General features: G+C 49.2%; 16 protein-coding genes and 1 rRNA gene. 6 read left to right on the plus strand and 11 right to left on the minus strand.

What is annotated here, in order from left to right; translation table 11 throughout:
• Window positions 1-97 (plus strand): 5S ribosomal RNA (gene rrf, locus EO95_RS01205); the annotation flags it as partial.
• A 566-nt stretch (window positions 98-663) separates the two neighbouring features.
• Here the strand turns inward: rrf and EO95_RS01215 are convergent.
• Window positions 664-1,785, minus strand: coding sequence for a hypothetical protein (locus tag EO95_RS01215; protein ID WP_048131450.1), 1,122 nt, complete (start codon window positions 1,783-1,785; stop codon window positions 664-666).
• A gap of 1,060 nt (window positions 1,786-2,845) precedes the next feature.
• Here EO95_RS01215 and EO95_RS01220 point away from each other — a divergent pair.
• Together EO95_RS01220 and pepD are read left to right on the plus strand one after the other, a co-directional pair.
• The gene (locus EO95_RS01220; RefSeq protein WP_048131451.1) at window positions 2,846-3,106 is read left to right on the plus strand and encodes a hypothetical protein; all 261 of its coding nucleotides are present in this window, start codon (window positions 2,846-2,848) and stop codon (window positions 3,104-3,106) included.
• 227 nt (window positions 3,107-3,333) lie between these two features.
• Complete coding sequence (pepD, locus tag EO95_RS01225) at window positions 3,334-4,854, plus strand: beta-Ala-His dipeptidase (RefSeq protein ID WP_048131452.1); 1,521 nt, start codon at window positions 3,334-3,336, stop codon at window positions 4,852-4,854.
• Between the two features lie 127 nt (window positions 4,855-4,981).
• On the opposite strand, the gene EO95_RS01230 is transcribed toward pepD, so the two are convergent.
• From EO95_RS01230 to EO95_RS01265, 10 genes are all read right to left on the minus strand, one after another.
• Entirely contained in the window at window positions 4,982-5,593 is a 612-nt protein-coding gene (locus EO95_RS01230) for a YqhA family protein (protein WP_048131453.1), read from the minus strand.
• 93 nt (window positions 5,594-5,686) lie between these two features.
• Window positions 5,687-6,403 (minus strand): aquaporin Z, encoded by a 717-nt coding sequence (aqpZ, locus tag EO95_RS01235; protein WP_200894971.1) that lies wholly within the window; start codon window positions 6,401-6,403, stop codon window positions 5,687-5,689.
• A gap of 700 nt (window positions 6,404-7,103) precedes the next feature.
• Window positions 7,104-8,597 carry a DUF1254 domain-containing protein gene (locus tag EO95_RS01240; RefSeq protein WP_052733452.1) on the minus strand — a complete coding sequence of 498 codons (1,494 nt, stop codon included), beginning with the start codon at window positions 8,595-8,597 and terminating at the stop codon, window positions 7,104-7,106.
• Window positions 8,567-9,892: a DUF1254 domain-containing protein gene (locus EO95_RS01245; protein WP_052733453.1), complete on the minus strand. Its 1,326-nt coding sequence runs from the start codon at window positions 9,890-9,892 to the stop codon at window positions 8,567-8,569. The genes EO95_RS01240 and EO95_RS01245 overlap by 31 nt, the downstream gene beginning before the upstream one ends.
• Before the next feature lie 146 nt (window positions 9,893-10,038).
• Entirely contained in the window at window positions 10,039-12,393 is a 2,355-nt protein-coding gene (locus EO95_RS01250) for an arylsulfatase (protein WP_048131454.1), read from the minus strand.
• Between the two features lie 33 nt (window positions 12,394-12,426).
• On the minus strand, window positions 12,427-13,275 hold the full coding sequence (locus tag EO95_RS01255; RefSeq protein ID WP_048131455.1) for a bile acid:sodium symporter family protein: 849 nt from the start codon (window positions 13,273-13,275) through the stop codon (window positions 12,427-12,429).
• Window positions 13,276-13,383: 108 nt separating this feature from the next.
• Complete coding sequence (locus tag EO95_RS18395; protein ID WP_268767880.1) at window positions 13,384-13,518, minus strand: hypothetical protein; 135 nt, start codon at window positions 13,516-13,518, stop codon at window positions 13,384-13,386.
• Window positions 13,488-13,778 (minus strand): hypothetical protein, encoded by a 291-nt coding sequence (locus EO95_RS17370; RefSeq protein WP_156163947.1) that lies wholly within the window; start codon window positions 13,776-13,778, stop codon window positions 13,488-13,490. Before EO95_RS17370 ends, EO95_RS18395 begins: the two co-directional genes overlap by 31 nt.
• 173 nt (window positions 13,779-13,951) lie before the next feature.
• Window positions 13,952-14,602, minus strand: coding sequence for a MarC family protein (locus EO95_RS01260; RefSeq protein WP_048131456.1), 651 nt, complete (start codon window positions 14,600-14,602; stop codon window positions 13,952-13,954).
• 189 nt (window positions 14,603-14,791) lie between these two features.
• Window positions 14,792-15,340, minus strand: a complete 549-nt coding sequence (locus EO95_RS01265) for a transposase (RefSeq protein WP_082105883.1) — start codon at window positions 15,338-15,340, stop codon at window positions 14,792-14,794.
• 180 nt (window positions 15,341-15,520) lie between these two features.
• On the opposite strand from EO95_RS01265, the gene EO95_RS01270 reads away from it, so the two are divergent.
• From EO95_RS01270 to cutC, 3 genes are all read left to right on the plus strand, one after another.
• Window positions 15,521-16,513 carry a hypothetical protein gene (locus EO95_RS01270; RefSeq protein ID WP_235282809.1) on the plus strand — a complete coding sequence of 331 codons (993 nt, stop codon included), beginning with the start codon at window positions 15,521-15,523 and terminating at the stop codon, window positions 16,511-16,513.
• 14 nt (window positions 16,514-16,527) lie between these two features.
• Entirely contained in the window at window positions 16,528-16,794 is a 267-nt protein-coding gene (locus EO95_RS01275) for a hypothetical protein (protein ID WP_048131457.1), read from the plus strand.
• Between the two features lie 50 nt (window positions 16,795-16,844).
• A partial coding sequence (gene cutC, locus EO95_RS01280; protein WP_082105884.1) for a choline trimethylamine-lyase occupies window positions 16,845-19,018 on the plus strand: 2,174 nt, incomplete at its 3' end.

Consider the following 19,018-nt stretch of genomic DNA (forward strand, 5'->3'; position numbering starts at 1 on the left):
CTCCTGTACCCTTTCCGAACACAGAAGATAAGCCTGCCCACGTTCCTTACTGTACTGAAGTGTGCGAGCCTTCGGGAACTCTGGATCGTTGCCAAATTCACCCTATACTACTTCAAATCTATTGTTTTTGCTTCTTTGAAATTGCTTTTTTAATGGTTTAATTATGATTCTTGAACCTTGTTTCTTATGTGAATATCGATCAGAAACATCTATTTCCCTGATCTGAGTTTGGGGAGAAGGAGATCGCGAGTCTTGAGTAGATTCTGGTTTTTAATCGTTAGAAATCTCAAGAATTTGAAATATAGGTTGAATGATCTCTTCAAGATCTCTTCAAGTTTTGATCTGAGATTGGGAGCCGGACCAATCATTTTTACATCGTACATATCTTTTTTATTCATTTGAATATCTTTTTTATTCATTCCCCAATTCTTTTTGTATATCAGAATAGCCTTTTTAGGGCATTTAAATTCAAAATAGCACTGCCTTTGAATTCAATTTTCATATGTTTTTGGAAAAGGCCGTCTGCTTCGAGCCGTGAAAGTGCAGCTACCTGAAAAATAGACCATAAACGGTTAGTGGGGGTAACTTAATGATGGGATTACGGTTAAATATTTACCTCCAGGCCCCGCACAAAAAGTTTGCGCACAGTCTTCCTGAATAAAGTTACTTCTTTTCTTCCTCTTTGCCGGAAACACTGTTGTTATGGTTATTAACATGGAGTTGCCAGTAGCGGTCGTAGAGGGTAATGTTCAGGGTCAGGAGCAGGATGAAGAAGAGCGTACTTTCTAGGTTAATCGAGCCGTTGTACCTGGGCAGGAGATAGTTAATAAGCAGGACAATGCCCATATTTACTGCAGACATCACGATAAATTCCCTTATGATCGAACGCCAGTGCCTTCCGTGACGGGTCAGCCAGTGGCTCAGTGCTGTGTTTATCACGACAAAAACAGCTACGATGATAGCTATCTGTAGGTTGTTTGCCCGTACTTCCGGAAGTATCTGGGCGAAGATGATGGTCAGGAGAGATATCAGTACGATCTTCTCGATCACCTGTTTATTAATGAGGCGTTCCTGCTGTTCCTTTGCTGTTTCTGCTCCGGAGGGGACAACCGCCGGGGCGGCTGCAATCGGGGCGGCTGCAATCGGAGCAGCAGCTATTTCCAGACCCGGGCGGGTGGGGGGCAGGTCTCGGAGCAGCCACCAGGCCATGCCGAGCAGGAAAGCTGCATAGGCAATCAGGATAAGAGCATTAGAGGGATTGGCTTTTATCCAGTCGGTGGTGTCCAGCTGGGCGACGTGTATCCAGTATTCCTGAGGTATTTTGACGAAGATCCAGATAAGGGCTGCTGCGGTTATCAATTTGCTTTTTGTCAGTACTTTCGGGTCCCATTTAAGGCGGACTGCTTCGTAGAAGATGAAGAAGTACTCGAATGTGTTGGGAAAAATTAGCAGCAGAGGGCGCAGATGTACGAGTTCGAAGATCGCAACGCCGACAAGTCGGTAGTAGAAGAGGAAGCGGTCCAGCTTGAAAGCGTAGAGGTTCGACCAGTTACGGAGGGTCGACAGGTATGTAATAGTCAGGTAATAAATGTCAAGGGCTTTATCATAGCCCTGGTAACCTTCAAGGGGTAGGTTAGTAAACAGCTGGAAGATCGTTTGGTCCACCCCGTCGAGAATTAGGCAGGCAAGCACGCCGGGGAGGGGGTAGCGAGGAATAGAAAGCGGTATTAAGAAGCGGGCCATAACCACCGCCCAGAAGATCAATAAATCCGAAGTTTCTACCATGAAGCCTGATCCCCCTGATCAATTTCAGCAATGCTACATCAGATCTGCTAATGTAGGCTATTAAAGTAGATTTATAAAGTAGGCTGCTAATTCAGACCCGCTATACCCCGGAAACGAGTCTGATTCACACTCATTTTCTTCAAGCTCTTCTCCCAGTTTCCTTCCGTTTAATCGCTGCCAGAAAGGCTTATGGAAATTGTAAGATTTTGTAGTATGGTTTCGTGTATTCCTGTGTAATATAAATAGCCACATTTCTATAAAAGTATTTCATATTAAAATACTTGCTTTGATGCCTTTATGGCTGTCCTAAAGGAGCCTTTCTCTCGAATGGGACGTTTATATCCATTTTTCCTGGCGAAGCATCTGTCTAAAGGTCTCTCTTAAAAATCAATAGTATTTGAGCGCAGTAATAAATGATTCTGGAAAGTATTCAGATTCTAAAAATTAAGGGTAAGAACAGGGATTTTTCTGCACCCGAATTGTGACTCGCCCGAATTGCGCCTCGGCACCCGAATTGCGCCTCGGGAGTACGCGGTCCTTTTCGCTGCGCTCAAGAGGACTACTTTATAGATATAGTAGTAAACTTCGCTCGCTCAAGCAGACTAATTTATAGTTTATTGCAGTGAGCTTCGCTCAAGAGGACTGAATTACGATTTCTCTGACCCGTACAACCTTATTCTCTATACCGGGTCGTTCCTGCCACGCTCGACGCAGGAGAGCGGTCTTATAACGAAAAAAGAAGAGCAAAGAAAAGCCAGCGAATTAAAAATATCGAATAAGCTGGAAGAAGTCAACAAAAAACGAACAGATAAAAGCGCCAGAAAAATCCTAATGTCAACGCAAAGAAAATGTATAGAGGAAACCTGTAAAGATACCAACGAAAGCTGAATCAAATTCTATCTGAAATTACTCTCTTTCGAGTCTATTTTCTAGTCGGGCTTTTTTTGTTTTTCTGCTTTTTTTGCAGGGCCGCCAGATTATCTGGAGGAGGAGCTTACGTAGGAGCTTACGTAGGAGCTTACGTAGGAGCTTATGTATCCAGTGAATTGAAAAGCGGTTTTTGGGGTTAAGGGATGTATTTTCTCAGTTCGGGGGACATTTCTTCAGCAATATTCAGGAGCACCAGAAGAAGGCGCTGGCGCATCTCCCGGAAGCGGATGTCGAAAAAACCAGGGTTCGCAGGGAGGCTGAAAACGCTTTCTGTATCAGGAATGATGTGAAAAATGACTTGCTCCTGTTAAAGCACTCTGTTTTGAGAAAGCGCTCGGTTTTAAGAAGGCAAAGGATCTCTAAAATTCCTGAATTCATGAAGTTGATTTGATCACGAATCTTAATTAATCAATTTTCAGGGGAGCACAACTTTTTAATCTTCTTTCATGTTTTTATGTCTGTTATTTCTATCGAATGATATATGACTTATAAATGATATCTGACTGATTTATGGTCGATTTATGGTTAATTTATGAATTACTGATAATTGTCTTGCGGCGGGGTTTAGTGCTGCTGACATTGCTGCCGATCCGCACAAAAGACCTGAGTTGATTCACCATGCACCCAAAAACCCGGCAAATCCTTGAAATGTTTGAGGAAATCAATAAAATCCCGCGCTGTTCGAAACATGAAGAAAAGCTTTCCCTCTGGCTAAAGGAATGGGCAGTAGCCGGAGGCTTTGAGGTAAAAACCGATGCTGTAAATAACGTCCTCGTCAAAGTCCCGGCTACTCTCGGGTATGAGAATTCTCCTGTAATTATACTGCAGGGACACATGGACATGGTCTGCGAAAAGAGCAAGGACTCAAAGCATGACTTTTCCAGGGACCCGGTCAGGTGCGTGTATGAAGGGGACTGGCTGAGGGGAGATGGGACCTCAATCGGGGCGGACAACGGGATTGCACTTGCCATGGGGCTGGTGCTGGCCGAGGCAGGGAAGAAGGGGGAAATCGGGCACCCACCTCTGGAACTGCTCTTTACGGTGGACGAGGAGACCGGATTGACAGGAGTCATGGGGCTTGAAAAAGGATTTTTCGAAGGCAGAATTCTGCTGAACCTGGACTCGGAGGATGAAGGGGCATTTATCGTCGGGTGTGCCGGAGGGAAGAATTCCCGGATCACGCTGCCGCTTGAGTGGGAACCCTTTGAGTATGGAAAGGGGTGTCAGTTTGGGCTCTGCAAGCTCGTGGTAGAGGGGCTGGAAGGTGGGCATTCCGGAGTTGAGATCCACAGGCAGCGGGCTAACGGGATCCAGCTGCTTGCCAGAGCGTTTGCCGGGCTTCGGGAACAGGTGGGAAAGGAATGCATCAGGCTTGTCTTCCTGAGCGGGGGGGGCACCCATAATACTATTCCGAATTTTATGGATGCTTTTGTGGCTCTGGACAGGGAGAAATTTGAGCAGGCGGAGCGGCTTGTTTCAGAATTTGGGAAAACTTTGAGGTCCGAATATGCGAAAACCGACCCTGACCTTGTTTTGAGTTTCAGGGAAGTTGAAAATGGGATCGTGTTTGAAAATTCCGAAGGGAAGGTTGCCAGAAAGGAAGCTCCTGCAAACCGGGTCTTTTCTTCCGGGACCGAAGAGAAGCTTCTCGGGCTGCTCCTTGCCCTCCCCCACGGGGTCTACAGGATGTCGGACAGGATCCCGGGACTTGTGGAGACCTCAAACAACCTTGCAACCGTGAGGACCGGGAAAACAGAGATACAAATCATCTCAAGCCAGCGCAGTTCCGTCATGTCCAGGCTGGCTGAAATTTCCGGGAAAGTGGAAGCCGTGGCAAAGCTTGCCGGAGCTGGAGTTGAGCACGAAACCGGGTACCCTGCCTGGGAGCCTGACCTTGAATCAGGGCTGATCTCCAGATGCAGACAGGTTTACACCCGGACCTTCCAAAAAGAGCCTGAGATTGAGGTCGTGCACGCCGGACTTGAATGCGGGGTAATCGGCTCGAAATGCATGGATATGGAGATGATTTCCTTTGGACCTACTATCAAAGACCCCCATTCTCCGGCTGAGAGGATTTTTATTCCCTCGATTGAAAAGGTCTGGATTTTCCTTGAAAATTTATTGAAGAGTTACCACTGATTTAAAGCAGCCTTTAAAGAGTAATGAGTAAATGGATCTTTTTAAACGGATCTTTTTAAACGGATCTTTTTAGACAGATCTTTTTAGACAGATCTTTTTAAATGGATCTTTTCATTTTGACTGAAAATTATTTTTCCTTTTTTCCGGTTTTTTCTTCTTTAAAGGGATATTTGGGGATTCCGGCTTCATTTCCCTTTTTATACAATACCCGGTTTGCTTCACTAACTTGAGAGTTAATTTCGCTGCTTGCAGGCAGGTTTTCTTTCCCGTTGTCTATCGTCTTCGAGCGCACCTTTATGAAGTAAGAGAGGGCTGCAATAGGCAGGGCGTATCCTATTCCATAGAGGGCAAGGTTGTCCTCATGCTGTTCAAGGACGACGCTCAGGAAGTTAACTGCCAGCACGACTGCCGTGAGCCCCACCAGGTTTAACTCCAGTTCCTCAATGTCATTTATCTCCAGCCAGGCCGGTAAAGGGAGCGGCTGGATAAACAACTGGTAGAGGCCGAATGAAGTGATGAAGAGTACTGTACCGACCAGGAAAAGATGGACTATCTCCACAAGTTCGATAATGATGGTACTTTTTGTATCCATCTCCCCTATTCCGGCAATCATTTCATAGAGGAAATCTAGAAGGTCGATGCCTCCCTTGATAAACAAAATTCCAGCTGTAATTGCCAGCCCTATCACCGGAATCAGCACGAAGTAACGCATTCCGGCAATAAATCTCACGACTTTCATGAGCAGATTCCTCCTGTTTACCTGGCGGGATGTTGTCTGGCTGAACGGTTTTGCCTTACCTGACTGTCTCAGAACCTAAATTCTGGCGTTTTCTTATCCTTCCGTTTTTGATCCGGCGTTACTGCCGACCGCGCGATATGCGATGCCAGCCAGAATAGCTCCGATGATCGGAGCCACCCAGAACAGCCAAAGCTGCTGAATTGCCCAGCCGCCGACGAATAGTGCCTGTGATGTGCTGCGGGCAGGGTTCACTGAAGTGTTTGTCACCGGAATGCTGATCAGGTGGATCAGGGTCAGCCCAAGCCCTATGGCAATCGGCGCAAAACCCTGCGGGGCACGGTCGTCTGTCGAGCCGAGAATAATGAAAAGAAACATGAAAGTCATCACGAACTCGCAGACCAGTGCTGAGGATAGCGAGTAGCCTCCCGGCGAGTGTTCCCCATACCCATTGGCCGCAAAACCGCTCTCTACCAGATTAAAGCCGGGCTGGCCACTGGCGATTACCGACAGTACGAACGCGGCGATGATAGCTCCTGCCAGCTGTGCAATGATATACGGAACGATGTCCTTTGCAGGAAAGCGGCCGCCTGTGAACAGACCGATCGTGACAGCCGGGTTGAGGTGGCAGCCCGAGATATGTCCGATCGCAAAAGCCATTGTCAGGACGGTAAGCCCGAAAGCCAGGGCGACGCCGGCAAAGCCGATGCCCAGCTCCGGGAAGCCGGCCGCCAGAACTGCGCTTCCGCAGCCGCCGAGGACCAGCCAGAAAGTACCTATAAGCTCTGCTGAGAATCGATGAATTAAGTTCATGAGAACCCCCCTTTATTTAATTCTGAGTGCTGATAACTATCCGCTGATTATTGTTTGCTGATATCTATTTGGTTGTGTATTTTTTCCGGCCAACTGGCTTCCGACGATAAACGCTTTGTTCCCCCTGGTCGTTTCGAGCTCCCCTTTCTTCTCGAACACGCCGGGTGTCGGCAGCTCTAAATCTGTGCTGCAATCACCGGTGGAACCAGTAGTCTGGAATGATATCAAAAATTTACTGTTCTGTCATTATCCGTTTCAGTTCAGATTCATCATCTGTTCCCCCACCTTCTCACGGATTGCCAGCAAACTGCTTATTGGTGCGCCATCGCCAAAGTTCAAACGTGGCGTGCGCAGGGGTGTTGACCGGGCCGCCGAAGGCGATGGAGGCGCCAAAACCCCCCATCGTCCAGCATAATTTTAAGTACGTTCGGCGCTCCTTCCGGCGGTCGCAGCGGCTCATACGGCGGGAAACGGGTTTCCGGGTCTCTGGAGGTGAACGTTGACAACCCCACGCAGGGTTTTTCAGGGATTGGCAATACTTCTCGCTTAATTTTGTCTTGTGAAGCCAGTTTTGTCCCCTTTACATTTGATAATAAGGTTGGTCAATTTTGGATGTTACGCCTTCTTGACTGAGGGCGGGACGTACAGTGGATCGAACGCTTTCGGTTTCCTTATCAAACTCAGCTAAACAAAAAAATAATCACTCGACTGGTACTGGTCGCGGCATGGGGTACGAACCATCAATCAGCGGCGCTTTGGGGCCGTAGAAGCGAGCCACGAGACGAAAATCTCCTGCTGGTGCAGGTAGCCAATTTTTAACCCGGTTTGGGTCAGTTGGCCGTTCACGCTGGATGTAAAAGGTAAGCTGGCCCTGGTCATCTACATAAAACCCCCCTTTCTCGACCATGAAACTGTTGACCGTGTAGCGGTCAATTTCGTTGTGTATAAAGTAGCCCTCTATATCGTAAATGGGGATAGACCAGAACTCGGTACACGGCGGTGGATTGTTGGTGTCAAGGGTTAAGGTGTAGCGTTGTCCGCCATTGAGTTGCTGTCCCTCTGCATCTACAAAGCAGAATCCGCCTATATGGGATTTGGCTTCCGGTCCACCCCAGCCGGCATCAGCAATAGCGGCGCGGGTCAGGTAGTCGGTACCGAAATTACCCATATCCTTTGTCACCATCCAGCCATTCATGGGGATCATCCCGTCTCGAACTGCGGCTTTGACCTTTTGTTTACCTGCCTCAAAACCTGCTTCCATCGCATCTCTTGTGGCTTTGTCCAATACGGCCGGGTCAAAAAGATTGCCTTCCATTAACCCAATCCTGGCCAATCTGGTCAGCGTCTCAACTTCCTTCAGCGAGTCGGTGCGTTTGGTCATAGTCGGGTCGTTAAGAGCCAGGCTCAAAAGTTGAAAGTAATCCATGGCCGTTTGAACTTCAACCAGTGCCCGGGCCAGTTGAGGCATCCGGGGAAACACGGCATAATTGCCCTTTACTTTTGGCCTCTGTGCTGGAGGTACAGCCTGATGACCATTTTCCAGCCACTGGTTGAGCGGCGTGGCCATAATCTTATCTTGATAGCCATTTACCGCCTTCACTTCAGCGTCAGCGTAGCTTTTAAGCGCAATGCGTGCAATCATGAACCCGGCTGCTGATGGTGCGTTGATTATGTGTGTACCGGCAAACTCAGCCGGGATTTTCCCCGACCAGTTTGGCCCGACCAGAATAAACTGCTGGGCCTCTCGGCCGGTAAACTGATTGCCTGCATAAAAAAAATAATCGCCGTACTGGTCCATTGCCTGAAAAGAATAGTATCGGTCGACGATTTCCGGGAGTTCAACGATGAGTGGTTCTTCCGAGAGATCGAAGAATCCCGCGCCATATAAGGTTGTGGCATTAGGGGTAACTATCTCCCGGTCATCCGGCCCTGATGGTTTGTAATTAAATATCAGGCGGTTGACTCCTACGTATTTCGGCGCTGCCTCTAATTGAGTAAAAACGAAGCGGGCTACATAAAACACGGCCTGCTGCAAGCCATAAATATAGGCCTCTTCGGCGATCTGTTTTGCTTCTTGCGAGGTAATGTTACTCATTTTTTTGTCTCCTTTACATTTGAAAATAGGGTTGATCAAATTGGATGTTGGGTTGATCAAATTGGATGTTATGCCTTCTTGATCGCCGAAGGCTTCCATTTTCCATCGAGAATATCCTGTTCGGGCCAGTAGATGCGCAGCGCCAGCGCGAATGGGCCATCCGGCGCGGGCAGCCAGTTAGACTCCTTCTCAGGACCGGGTGACTCGTGCTGGAGATAGATGGTCACCGAGCCATCTTCATGAGGATTGAAGCCGGGTGTGCGATCACCGATAGAGTAACGATTGATCGGGTTCTCGATGAAGAGCGGTCTGGGCAATTTGTACATGGTCACGGACCAGAAGGCTTTTACCGGCGGCGGTGTTTCGAAATGGATCACATAGTTGTGCTTCGAAGCATCCAGAGGCTCGCCATCGTTGTCATTGAATACACTAAAATTGTAGGCTTCTTCGGGGTTGTTGCCGTATATCCCCACCATATTGGCCGCGGCACGGAGCAGATCTTTGCCCTCTAACATCGAACGGTAGCCGAAGCCCTCGCCAATCAAGGTCCAATTGTTGACATTTCGGCCAACTCTCCGGCTCTCAGTTTGAATCTTTTGCAAAGCGACCGCCACACCTTCAGCTACAGCCTCTTGCACCTCCGGTGCCATTGCCTGCGGATCGAAAGGCCGGCCGGGTTGAACCCCGATCATGGTCCATTTTTTCAGCAGCGAGCGTTCGCTCGGGCCGAGTTCAATCTGCCCCAGTAAAAAGTTAAAGTAGTTTATGAACTCGATAGAAGCCGCCTTTTCGGGATCATAAGGGGGGAAGTCCGGAGCCGGCACAGGGTCAGGCGCGGGCTGCCCCAGGTAGGCGCTCAGGGGCGTTAAGGTATATTGGTCTTGCAGGGAGTTGACATTGGGCACATCTGCTGCCCCCGCAACGGCGGTGCGTCCCAGCAAAAAGAGGAATCGACCTTCAGTCCGACGCACCCCATCTATTCCATCCGGGGTCGGGCCATCCCAGCCGGGACCGGCGAACAGGTACGTTCCGGCTTGAAAACCGGTTGTGCGCGCGCCAATGTATTCCACGTTGAAGGTGTACATATCAACGATCTGGATGACATAGTACCGATCGCCGGCGATGTCAGGCAGGCTGAGCACGATGGGCTCGGTGCCCAAATCCAACCAGGCGAGTGAGTACATGGTGTCGTTATTGGGCCCGACCACCTCGGTGAACTCTGGCCCCAAAAGTTGACGCATGTGGCTGAACTGATTGAACGGCGCCCGGAACGTGGGCAGATTTTCATTAATTGCCTGCACATACATCGTCTTGTAGTTCTCCAGCATAGAGAAGGCAAAGATGTAGGCCTCTTCGGCGATCTGTTTTGTTTCTTGCGGGGTAATGTTACTCATTTTTTTGTCTCCTTTACATTGAACAATATGATTGAGTAATTGCAATTACTAAGGCCGCCCTTCAATCGCCAGGGCAGCACACCCGATCCGCACCAGCGCTATCCGGAAGAGGCTAGTGCTGGTGCGGTCAGATTCCGTCAAACTGCTCACTGCCGCGCCATCGCAAAACTGAAGCGCTCTTCGGGTGAGATCAGGTGGTCCTGGTCATCCAGACCGAGGTCGATCTGTACCCAGTTTACCTCCCCGCTGAACTTATTGCCGCGCGGGCCGTAATCCGGCGACACCGTCGATCCGGTCTCCCGGCCGACATCGCAGTCCTCGGTGGAAAAGATCATCATGTGCGTCTCTTCTACGCGCCCCGAACCAACTTTTTTGCCGTCAATAAAGAGCGTTGCCAGGCCTCCTTTGCCGATCCCGCCGCCGTCATAAGCAAACTCCATCCGCACCTGGTGTTGACCGACCGGAACCGGCTGATCGCTCTCCACAAACCAGGTCTTGTGCCCCAGCAAGTTGTAGCAGTACTTGAGCCTGCCATCTTTGGCATACAGGCTCCAGCCGCCAAACATGCCGCCCTGGGCAACGATCACCCCTTCCGCGCCCGAGTCTGGCACCGTTACATCGGCGGTCACGGAATGAGATTTGTTCTTGATGCTGATAACCGACCATTCGTTTAAGCGCCCCATCCCCCCAAAGAGCAGCTGGGATTTGCCGCGCACCAACTGCGGTCGGCCGGCTAGATCAGGATTCAGGCGCTCCAGGCGGTCATCCATCGGCAGGACATTGTACTTGGTCGCCTCGATCAGCCACAAAAGCTTGAGCCGTTCCAGTTCCTCCGGCATTTCCCCTGCCAGATCCCTGGCCTGGCTCCAATCGTCCGGTCCGTACAGCTCCCAGACATCCTCATCAAAGGGAACCTGCGGCAAATGGGCTCGCCAGGAGGCCACATGCGGGGTGACAGCCGACCAGCCTTTGTGATAGATACCTCGGTTACCGGATACCTCAAAGTATTGGGTTTCCCGACACTCTGGAGCACTGGCATCGTTAAAGGTGTAAAGGAGGCTGACACCCTCCATGGGCGACTGGGTGATGCCATGCACCTGGGTCGGTTCAGGGATTCCGGCGACTTCCAGCACCGTGGGGGCAATGTCGATCACGTGCATAAACTGGTTGCGGATTTCGCCCTGGGCTTGAATACCCCGGGGCCAGTGCACCACGGTGCCGTTGCGGGTGCCCCCCCAGTGTGAGGCGACCATCTTGCTCCACTGGTAGGGAGTGTTCATGGCCATAGCCCAACCGGCAGCATAGTGGTTGTAGGCTTTGGGCGTGCCAAAATCATTGATATGCGCCTTCACGATCTCCGGCGCTTCCAGGTCCGGCCGGCCGTTGTGGAAGGTCAGTTCCATAAAGGCTCCGGTAAATGTGCCCTCGGCCGAGGCGCCGTTATCGCCGATAATGTAGTAGATCAGCGTATCGTCCAGGATTTCTAGGTCCTCCAGGGCATCGATCACCCGTCCGATGTGGTAATCGGTGTGTTCCAGGAACCCGGCATAAACTTCCATCTGGCGGACCAGCACTGGCTTCATATCGTCGGGGATTTGCTCCCAGTGCGGGACTTCTTTGTTCCAGGGGGTCAATTCGCAATCTGGTGGGACAACGCCCAGGGCTTTCTGACGGGCCAGGATTTCCTCCCGCAGTTTTTCATAGCCCTGGTCAAATTTACCCCTATACTTGTCCGACCATTCTGCGGGTACGTGATGAGGGGCATGGGTGGCGCCGGGGGCATAGTAGATGAAGAAGGGCTTGTCGGGCATGAGCGCTTTCTGCTGCCGGATCCACTTGATGGCTTTATTGGTCATATCCTCGGTGAAATGGTAGCCCTCTTCCGGCAACCTGTCCTGCTCGACCGGGGTGGTGCCTTCGTAGATGGCCGGATAGTACTGGTTCGTCTCCCCGCCGACAAAGCCGTAGAAATACTCAAAACCGCTGCCAGTCGGCCAGCGATCAAACGGCCCCATGGGGCTGGTTTCCCAGGGTGGCACTTCATGACACTTCCCAAACTGGGCGGTCGAGTAGCCATTAAGCCTGAGGATCTCCGGCAGGGGGGCTTTGTTGTTGGGTCGCATGGCATTGTAACCGGGCGCCGGTGTCGATGCTTCAGTGATACTTCCCATCCCCACCGAGTGGTGGTTGCGCCCGGTCAGCAGCGCCGCGCGGGTGGGTGCACACAGGGCGGTGGTGTGGAAGCGGTTGTACTTGAGGCCGGTGTTTGCCAGCCGCTCTGCGGTGGGAGTATTGGCCGGGCCGCCAAAGGCGCTGGAGGCACCAAAACCCACGTCGTCCAGCAGGATAATCAGCACGTTGGGTGCCTCTTTTGGCGGCCGCAGCGGCTTGATCGGCGGGAATCTCGTGTCAGGATCCCTGGCATCGTAAGTTGTTAAACCTGCATGCGGCATATCCGGTATCGGAAGAATTGATCTTTGGACTTCGTCTTGTGTACTCATGTTTTATTTCTCCTTTTTCAGTTTGTTTCCTTTTTATGCGGCTGCTTTCGCCCGCCTGCCCAGTTCCCCGGCAAGAGGCGTCATCAGGATCAGGGTGATCAGCGAATAAACGATGATCATTACCAGGACATTGGGGTCCTCGCTGAAATTCATCGTCGCGACGACTACCGCAGCGGCGATGTTACGCTGCCCGGCACCCAGCGACTGCACCCACTTTATGGAGGCGTCCTGCCCACCCAGCACGTAACCGATCGCAAGGGCGATCACCACCAGGAGGATGCTGGCTATCAAACCCCCGGAGCCAAACAGGCTGACCACGTTGCTCCAGTTCATCACCAGCATGAGAACCAGCAAAAAGAGTAGGCTGATATTGGATGCCTGCGCAGCGTAGGGCTGGACGCTTGCAGCAACCTCTTCCCAGCGCGCCCGCACGAACAGGCTCAATGCCAGGGGAATTAACATCAGAAAGATTAGGCCGGAGGCAATATCCCAGAAAGTGATCTGGACCCCGGGCAGCAGAAAGGGCAGAATGATGGGCATAATGATGATGCTTGCCACGATCAACAGCACCATCAAACCCGTAGCAGCGGCGGTATCAACCCTGGAGATCTGGGCCAGCTTGGGCAGCGCCGGGGCGCCCGCCGCCAGCGAGACCAGGAGCAGCCCGGTGACCAGGGCTTCATCCAGAGGGATCACCAGGGTGAGGACGTAGGCAGCCACCGGTATCAAAATGAAGTTTGCCAGCAAGGCCATCACCACGAAGCGTGTATTGCGCAAAGGGTCCGTAATTTGTTTCACGGTCAGGCTCATGCCCATCGAGATCATCGTGCCGAGCACAAAGACCAGCGACATAAGATTGTAAAGGACATCCAGTATTGCCATGATAATTTTTCTCCTTATGCGAAATAATATTTGGCCTTATGGCCGCGATTTCAAAATTTACTGCTGAATCATCATCCGCTTAAGGTCAGCTTCATCTTCTTTGATCAGTTAACCTGAAACGTCAAGTTCAACCTGCCTGATCCTGCCTGTGAAAGTGAACGGTGCCCCGTATTCTTCGGGGTTGACACTGTCGTCTGCGTCGTAGCCGCAGCTCAGCCCGATAATTTTAAAGAGGTTAGGCACGGTATGAGGCAAGTCCCTGCTGGCCACAAGCTTGTCGTTGATGTAGCGCAGGCCCCTTTTGCCAGCTGTTCCAGGTTGGGTATTTCACAGAGCCCCCCAAAAACTGACATCTGGCCGTAGCCCACGTCGTCCAGAATGAAAAATATCACATTCGGTGCACCCTCTCCTGTCCTTGTAGGTCTGGGCCAGGCAGGTGAGGATTCGTCAAGTGTTCCTCCAATAACTCCTGGAAAATGTGTTCCGGGCTCGTATTCGATCAATTCAGGTATTATTAACCCCCCATTCTTTCAGAACCTGCAAGACCACCCCCTGGCTTGCGGTTCAAAGGTTCGGTTTTTAATTTATTAACGCGCCTATAAATATAAATGCACTTTTATGTATATCATTATATACATATTGGCTTATTTTCCCGGGTGTTGAAATGAGAACATTTTTAATGTCCGGGAAGCCCGGAAATGATGCCTAACTTTGCCAGGCCATCCAGCACCAGTTGCACGGCCAGTGCGGCCAGCAGGACTCCAAAAACCGCCTCTGTCACCATTAAACGGGAAGGGTCCAGGTGCTTTGCCAGTTTGTCCAGGTTTTTGAAAACAGCCAGGTCGAGAGCACCCATAAGGAGGACAAGCCCGACTACAATGGCAAGCATGAGCAGCGAGTCAAGCTGGTCGTAAACGGTTACAAGCACGGCAATTCCCGCCGGGTTTAACAGATAGGGCACTGCCAGCGGGTACAGGGCCATCTGCATAGGATCACGGCTAGCCGTTTTTTCGTCGTGTTCCTCTGATTTTCCTGACCCGATCAGCATGTGAAGGGCAAGAAGCATCAGGATGATGCCTCCGGCGATGGACACCGCTCCCGGGGTAAAGTGCAGGAGCTTCATCAGCAACGAGCCGAGAAGGACCAGGATAAGGGCAACGCCAACGGCCGTTTTTACCATCTGCCCCGCCACCTTCTTCCGCGTCTCCTCCTCCATGCCTGCGGTCAGGTCCAGAAAAGGTACAAGTGCAATTTTCGGGCCCATACCGATCAGGAGCAAAATAAAAAGGTCAAAAATTGCATAAAAGTCAAGACTCTCAAGATCCATTTCGATTTCCTCCTTTTAAATAATTGTAGGAGTTACGCAGTTGACTCTTAGCACCTCGTTTTTCCCAACTCCCTTTATATATAAATTAGTTTAATGTGTACAGTGGGTTATTAAATATGCAGTCGCTACTACTCTTCTAATTTTCATGGCACTTTCAAACCATGATATTCCACTTTTAACTCTCTATAATTATAGTCTGAGGAAAGCTCTTAATGAGAACATATGTGCTCTTTGTGCCTCTTCCTTTCTTGCCTGGCACTTTTCTACACCACAGAACTGTTTTATCCCTCTATGATATTCCTCAATTTTCCATGACTTCTTTACCAAATCTTCACGTTTTTCTTCATCCATCTCTTGAACATCTGTAACCCAGTGTCGCGTGTCTCCATCTTTCGAAACTATCCTGAACATCTTTACAAATCCATATGCCTTGAGGTGAACCACGAGTCCTTTCTGAGGAATATCTACTGTTTCAAGTGGCACATTTCCCTTTTTGTCAGGGTTTACCAGACGATTACCCTTTAACCTTGTAAGGAAGTGCCATTCTTTCTTCCTTATTGCTTTGAGTTTTTTCACACTTGCATACCATGTATCAAACAAAACAAATTCGGGGTTAAAACCACGTTCTTCGGCTTTGTCAATCATATCGAGGAAATGGTCATTCTTTGTTTTGTCGTCTTCATCGATGTTAAAAATTCTGAAATCGATAGGTATAACGATTGTACTGTCTGTCCTCAAGTGCGTAAATCATATTATATACAACGATTTATAATTATATAATGAATATTTATTGGAGTGGTTTTTATGGGTGTAATGTCAGGAAAGGTAGATTCGGGGGCAATTGAAGCTAAACAGAAATACTTGAAATTGTCATCAAGTTATTTTAGAAAAGGTTTAGGTATTGCTGTCCTCTCAGGTATGTTTTATGGATTGTATACAGCCTTTATAACCCTGGCAATGAGCAAAGGCGTTTGGGGCGATTGGTACGGCGAAAACACGGCTTTATTGTCGGCTTTTGTCATAACATACATGTTGGCAGCGTTAGGAGCTGCGGTAAACGACATTTGCAGTGCTCTATGGGCAACGGGTATTGCAGCTTTTAAAGGTAAAATGGGAGACTTTTTCAGAAGTATAAACACCAAACCAGGACATATTATGATTTTTGCAGCCCTTGTAGGTGGTCCCATTGCCACTACAGCTTATGTGGCGGGCCTCCAATTGGCAGGCTCCATCATAATTCCGATAAGTGCACTTTGCCCGTCCATAGGAGCTATCTTGTCAAGAATTTTGTTTAAGCAGGCATTAAGCGCGCGCATGATGCTAGGTATTGGCATCTGTTTTGCTGCCAGTTTCCTGATCGGATGGACAAGCGTAGTAGGAGGTGAGGCTCCGGAAAGAATGCTTCTAGGTATTGCGATTGCTTTCATAGCTGCTTTTGGATGGGGTCTTGAAGGGTGCATAGCCGGCTACGGTACATCCATGATCGACTATGAAATAGGTATCACCATACGTCAGGCGACTTCAGGACTTGCAAACCTTTTGATATTGGTCCCTCTTTTTGCGTTGGTAGCAGGAAATATTGGTCTTGCCAGCAGTCTGACGGTACAGGCGTTTACCAGCGGACCTGCAATGATATGGTTCCTTGTTAGCGGTTTCTGTGCATTGTTTGCATTCAGCCTCTGGTATAAAGGCAACAGTATGTGCGGTACTGCATTGGGTATGGCTGCTAACGGGACTTACTCCTTCTGGGGTCCCTTCTTCGCATGGATAATACTTGGTATTATTTTTGGCCTTGAAGGTTGGGGAATGTCTCCGGTCGCCTGGGTTGCTGCCATAATGATGGCATTTGGTATCCTGGTAATTGCAATGAATCCACTGGACCTGTTTAGAAAGAAGGAACGTATATCTTAAGGAGGGAAGACGGTATGAAACCGCTTAACTATGCCATTTTGAAATATTTTGCCACAGTTGAAGAAGCTTCTGCTGACGACGTCATGGAGGCTTTAAAAGGTGAATACGGTCATTTTAAAGCCTTTAAAAAACCGGCTGTGATTGAAGCGTTAATGACTGCCGTAACCAACGGTCTGCTGGAAGAAACCAGGTATGATCTGGATGAAGAAGGCGAGCTGAGGGTTTTCTATCATGCACATGAAGAAGGTGCGGCTACAATTAACAAATACATCAAAGATTGAAGATAAATGTAAGTCTAGTCGAAATTTGAAAGTAATGAGGGGTAAAAGATATGAAAATAGTAGGGAGTGGGGAATCCTCCTCAAATACAACCGTTTATTCAAAGAGCGCAAACAGTACAAAAGTCTCAAACGAGACAAGCGTAACGGGAGTTCCGGATGGAATAACAGAGCGTCTTAAGAAGCTGAAAGAAAATTTCCTGAAGCAGGTCCCGACTATCACAACATATCGTGCAAGAGCGATAACAAAGATAGCCAGTGAAAACCCCGGAATGCCGAAAATATTGTTACGTGCAAAGTGCTTCAAATATTGCTGTGAAACAGCGCCACTTGTAATACAGGATAACGAGCTAATCGTAGGTTCTCCGTGTGGCGCACCGAGAGCAGGTGCTTTTTCCCCCGATATTGCCTGGAGATGGATGGAAGATGAAATCGATACCATAGGCACTCGTCTGCAGGACCCGTTCTACATTTCCGAGGAAGACAAGAAGATCATGCGCGAAGAACTGTTCCCTTATTGGAAGGGTAAATCGGTCGACGAACACTGCGAAGATCAGTATCGAGAAGCCGGTGTTTGGGAACTTTCCGGCGAATCCTTTGTTTCGGATTGCTCATACCATGCTTTAAATGGTGGAGGAGACTCATGTCCTGGTTACGACGTAATCCTGATGAAGAAGGGTATGAAAGATATTCAGCGCGAAGCAAGAGAGCATTTGGAAAAATTGGATTACGACAATCCGGAAGACATTGATAAGATCTATTTCTATAAATCGGTCATAGATACCACCGAAGGTATTATGACTTATGCAAAACGCCTGTCGGAATATGCAGCAGAGCTGGCTGCAAAGGAGACAGACCCTAAGCGTAAAGCAGAGCTAATGAAGATATCCGAAGTCAATGCAAAAGTTCCAGCCAATAAGCCAGGCACCTTCTGGGAAGCTATTCAGGCGGTGTGGACCATCGAATCCTTGCTTGTGGTGGAAGAAAACCAGACAGGCATGTCTCTCGGGCGCGTTGACCAGTATATGTATCCCTTCTACAAAGCGGACATAGAAGATGGCAGAATGACCGAATTTGAAGCATTCGAGCTGGCAGGCTGCATGTTGATCAAAATGTCCGAAATGATGTGGATCACAAGCGAAGGAGGCTCAAAATTCTTTGCAGGCTACCAACCGTTTGTGAACATGACCGTAGGTGGTGTTACAAGAGAAGGCAGAGATGCTACCAATGAATTGACTCATTTATTGATGGATGCGGTCAGGCATGTTAAAATTTACCAACCTTCACTGTCTTGCCGTATACACAATACGTCACCACAAAAATATATGAAGAAGATAGTTGAGGTCGTTCGTTCCAGTATGGGTTTCCCTGCTTGCCACTTCGATGATACACATATAAAAATGATGCTGGCAAAGGGCGTATCCATAGAAGATGCTCGTGACTATTGCTTGATGGGCTGCGTAGAGCCGCAGAAGTCGGGAAGACTTTATCAGTGGACTTCCACTGCATATACTCAGTGGCCTATTTGTATCGAGCTTGCTTTGAACAGAGGTGTTCCGCTTTGGTACGGTAAACAAGTTTGCCCTGATATGGGCGACATAAACAACTTTAAAACCTACGAAGAATTTGAACATGCTGTAAAAGAGCAGATCAAATACATTACAAAATTGACAAATGTCGCCACGGTTATTTCCCAAAGAGTTCACAGGGAGCTTGCACCAAAACCGCTCATGTCCATCATGTACGAAGGTTGTATGGAAAACGGTAAGGACGTTTCAGCCGGTGGGGCAATGTACAACTACGGACCGGGGGTTATTTGGACGGGCCTGGCCACATACGCAGATTCCATGGCTGCAATAAAGAAATTAGTATTTGATGAGAAGAAATACACCTTGCAGCAGCTTAATGAGGCTTTAAAAGCTGATTTCGAAGGCTATGAGCAGATCAGAACGGATTGTCTGAATGCACCTAAATATGGAAACGATGATGATTATGCGGATATGGTCACTGCCGATGTGACCCACTTTACGGAAATGGACCACAGGAAACACAATACCTTGTTTTCGAGATTGAGCCACGGTACGCTGTCAATTTCAAATAACACGCCTTTCGGACAACTAACGGGTGCTTCTGCAAACGGAAGAAAAGCCTGGATGCCGCTGTCGGACGGTATCAGCCCTGTCTCTTATACACATCTCCGAGCCCACGAGACGGACTCCTATCTCGT

This window comes from Methanosarcina sp. 1.H.T.1A.1 (assembly GCF_000979295.1).
GTDB lineage: Archaea > Halobacteriota > Methanosarcinia > Methanosarcinales > Methanosarcinaceae > Methanosarcina.

Excerpts from the sequence above, each read along its gene's own strand:
- EO95_RS01215 (WP_048131450.1), bottom strand. The coding sequence starts at position 1,785 with ATGGTAGAAACTTCGGATTTATTGATCTTCTGGGCGGTGGTTATGGCC.
- pepD (WP_048131452.1), top strand. The coding sequence starts at position 3,334 with ATGCACCCAAAAACCCGGCAAATCCTTGAAATGTTTGAGGAAATCAAT.
- EO95_RS01230 (WP_048131453.1), bottom strand. The coding sequence starts at position 5,593 with ATGAAAGTCGTGAGATTTATTGCCGGAATGCGTTACTTCGTGCTGATT.
- aqpZ (WP_200894971.1), bottom strand. The coding sequence starts at position 6,403 with ATGAACTTAATTCATCGATTCTCAGCAGAGCTTATAGGTACTTTCTGG.
- EO95_RS01240 (WP_052733452.1), bottom strand. The coding sequence starts at position 8,597 with ATGGAAGCCTTCGGCGATCAAGAAGGCATAACATCCAATTTGATCAAC.
- EO95_RS01245 (WP_052733453.1), bottom strand. The coding sequence starts at position 9,892 with ATGAGTAACATTACCCCGCAAGAAACAAAACAGATCGCCGAAGAGGCC.
- EO95_RS01250 (WP_048131454.1), bottom strand. The coding sequence starts at position 12,393 with ATGAGTACACAAGACGAAGTCCAAAGATCAATTCTTCCGATACCGGAT.
- EO95_RS01255 (WP_048131455.1), bottom strand. The coding sequence starts at position 13,275 with ATGGCAATACTGGATGTCCTTTACAATCTTATGTCGCTGGTCTTTGTG.
- EO95_RS01260 (WP_048131456.1), bottom strand. The coding sequence starts at position 14,602 with ATGGATCTTGAGAGTCTTGACTTTTATGCAATTTTTGACCTTTTTATT.
- EO95_RS01270 (WP_235282809.1), top strand. The coding sequence starts at position 15,521 with ATGTTTTATGGATTGTATACAGCCTTTATAACCCTGGCAATGAGCAAA.
- EO95_RS01275 (WP_048131457.1), top strand. The coding sequence starts at position 16,528 with ATGAAACCGCTTAACTATGCCATTTTGAAATATTTTGCCACAGTTGAA.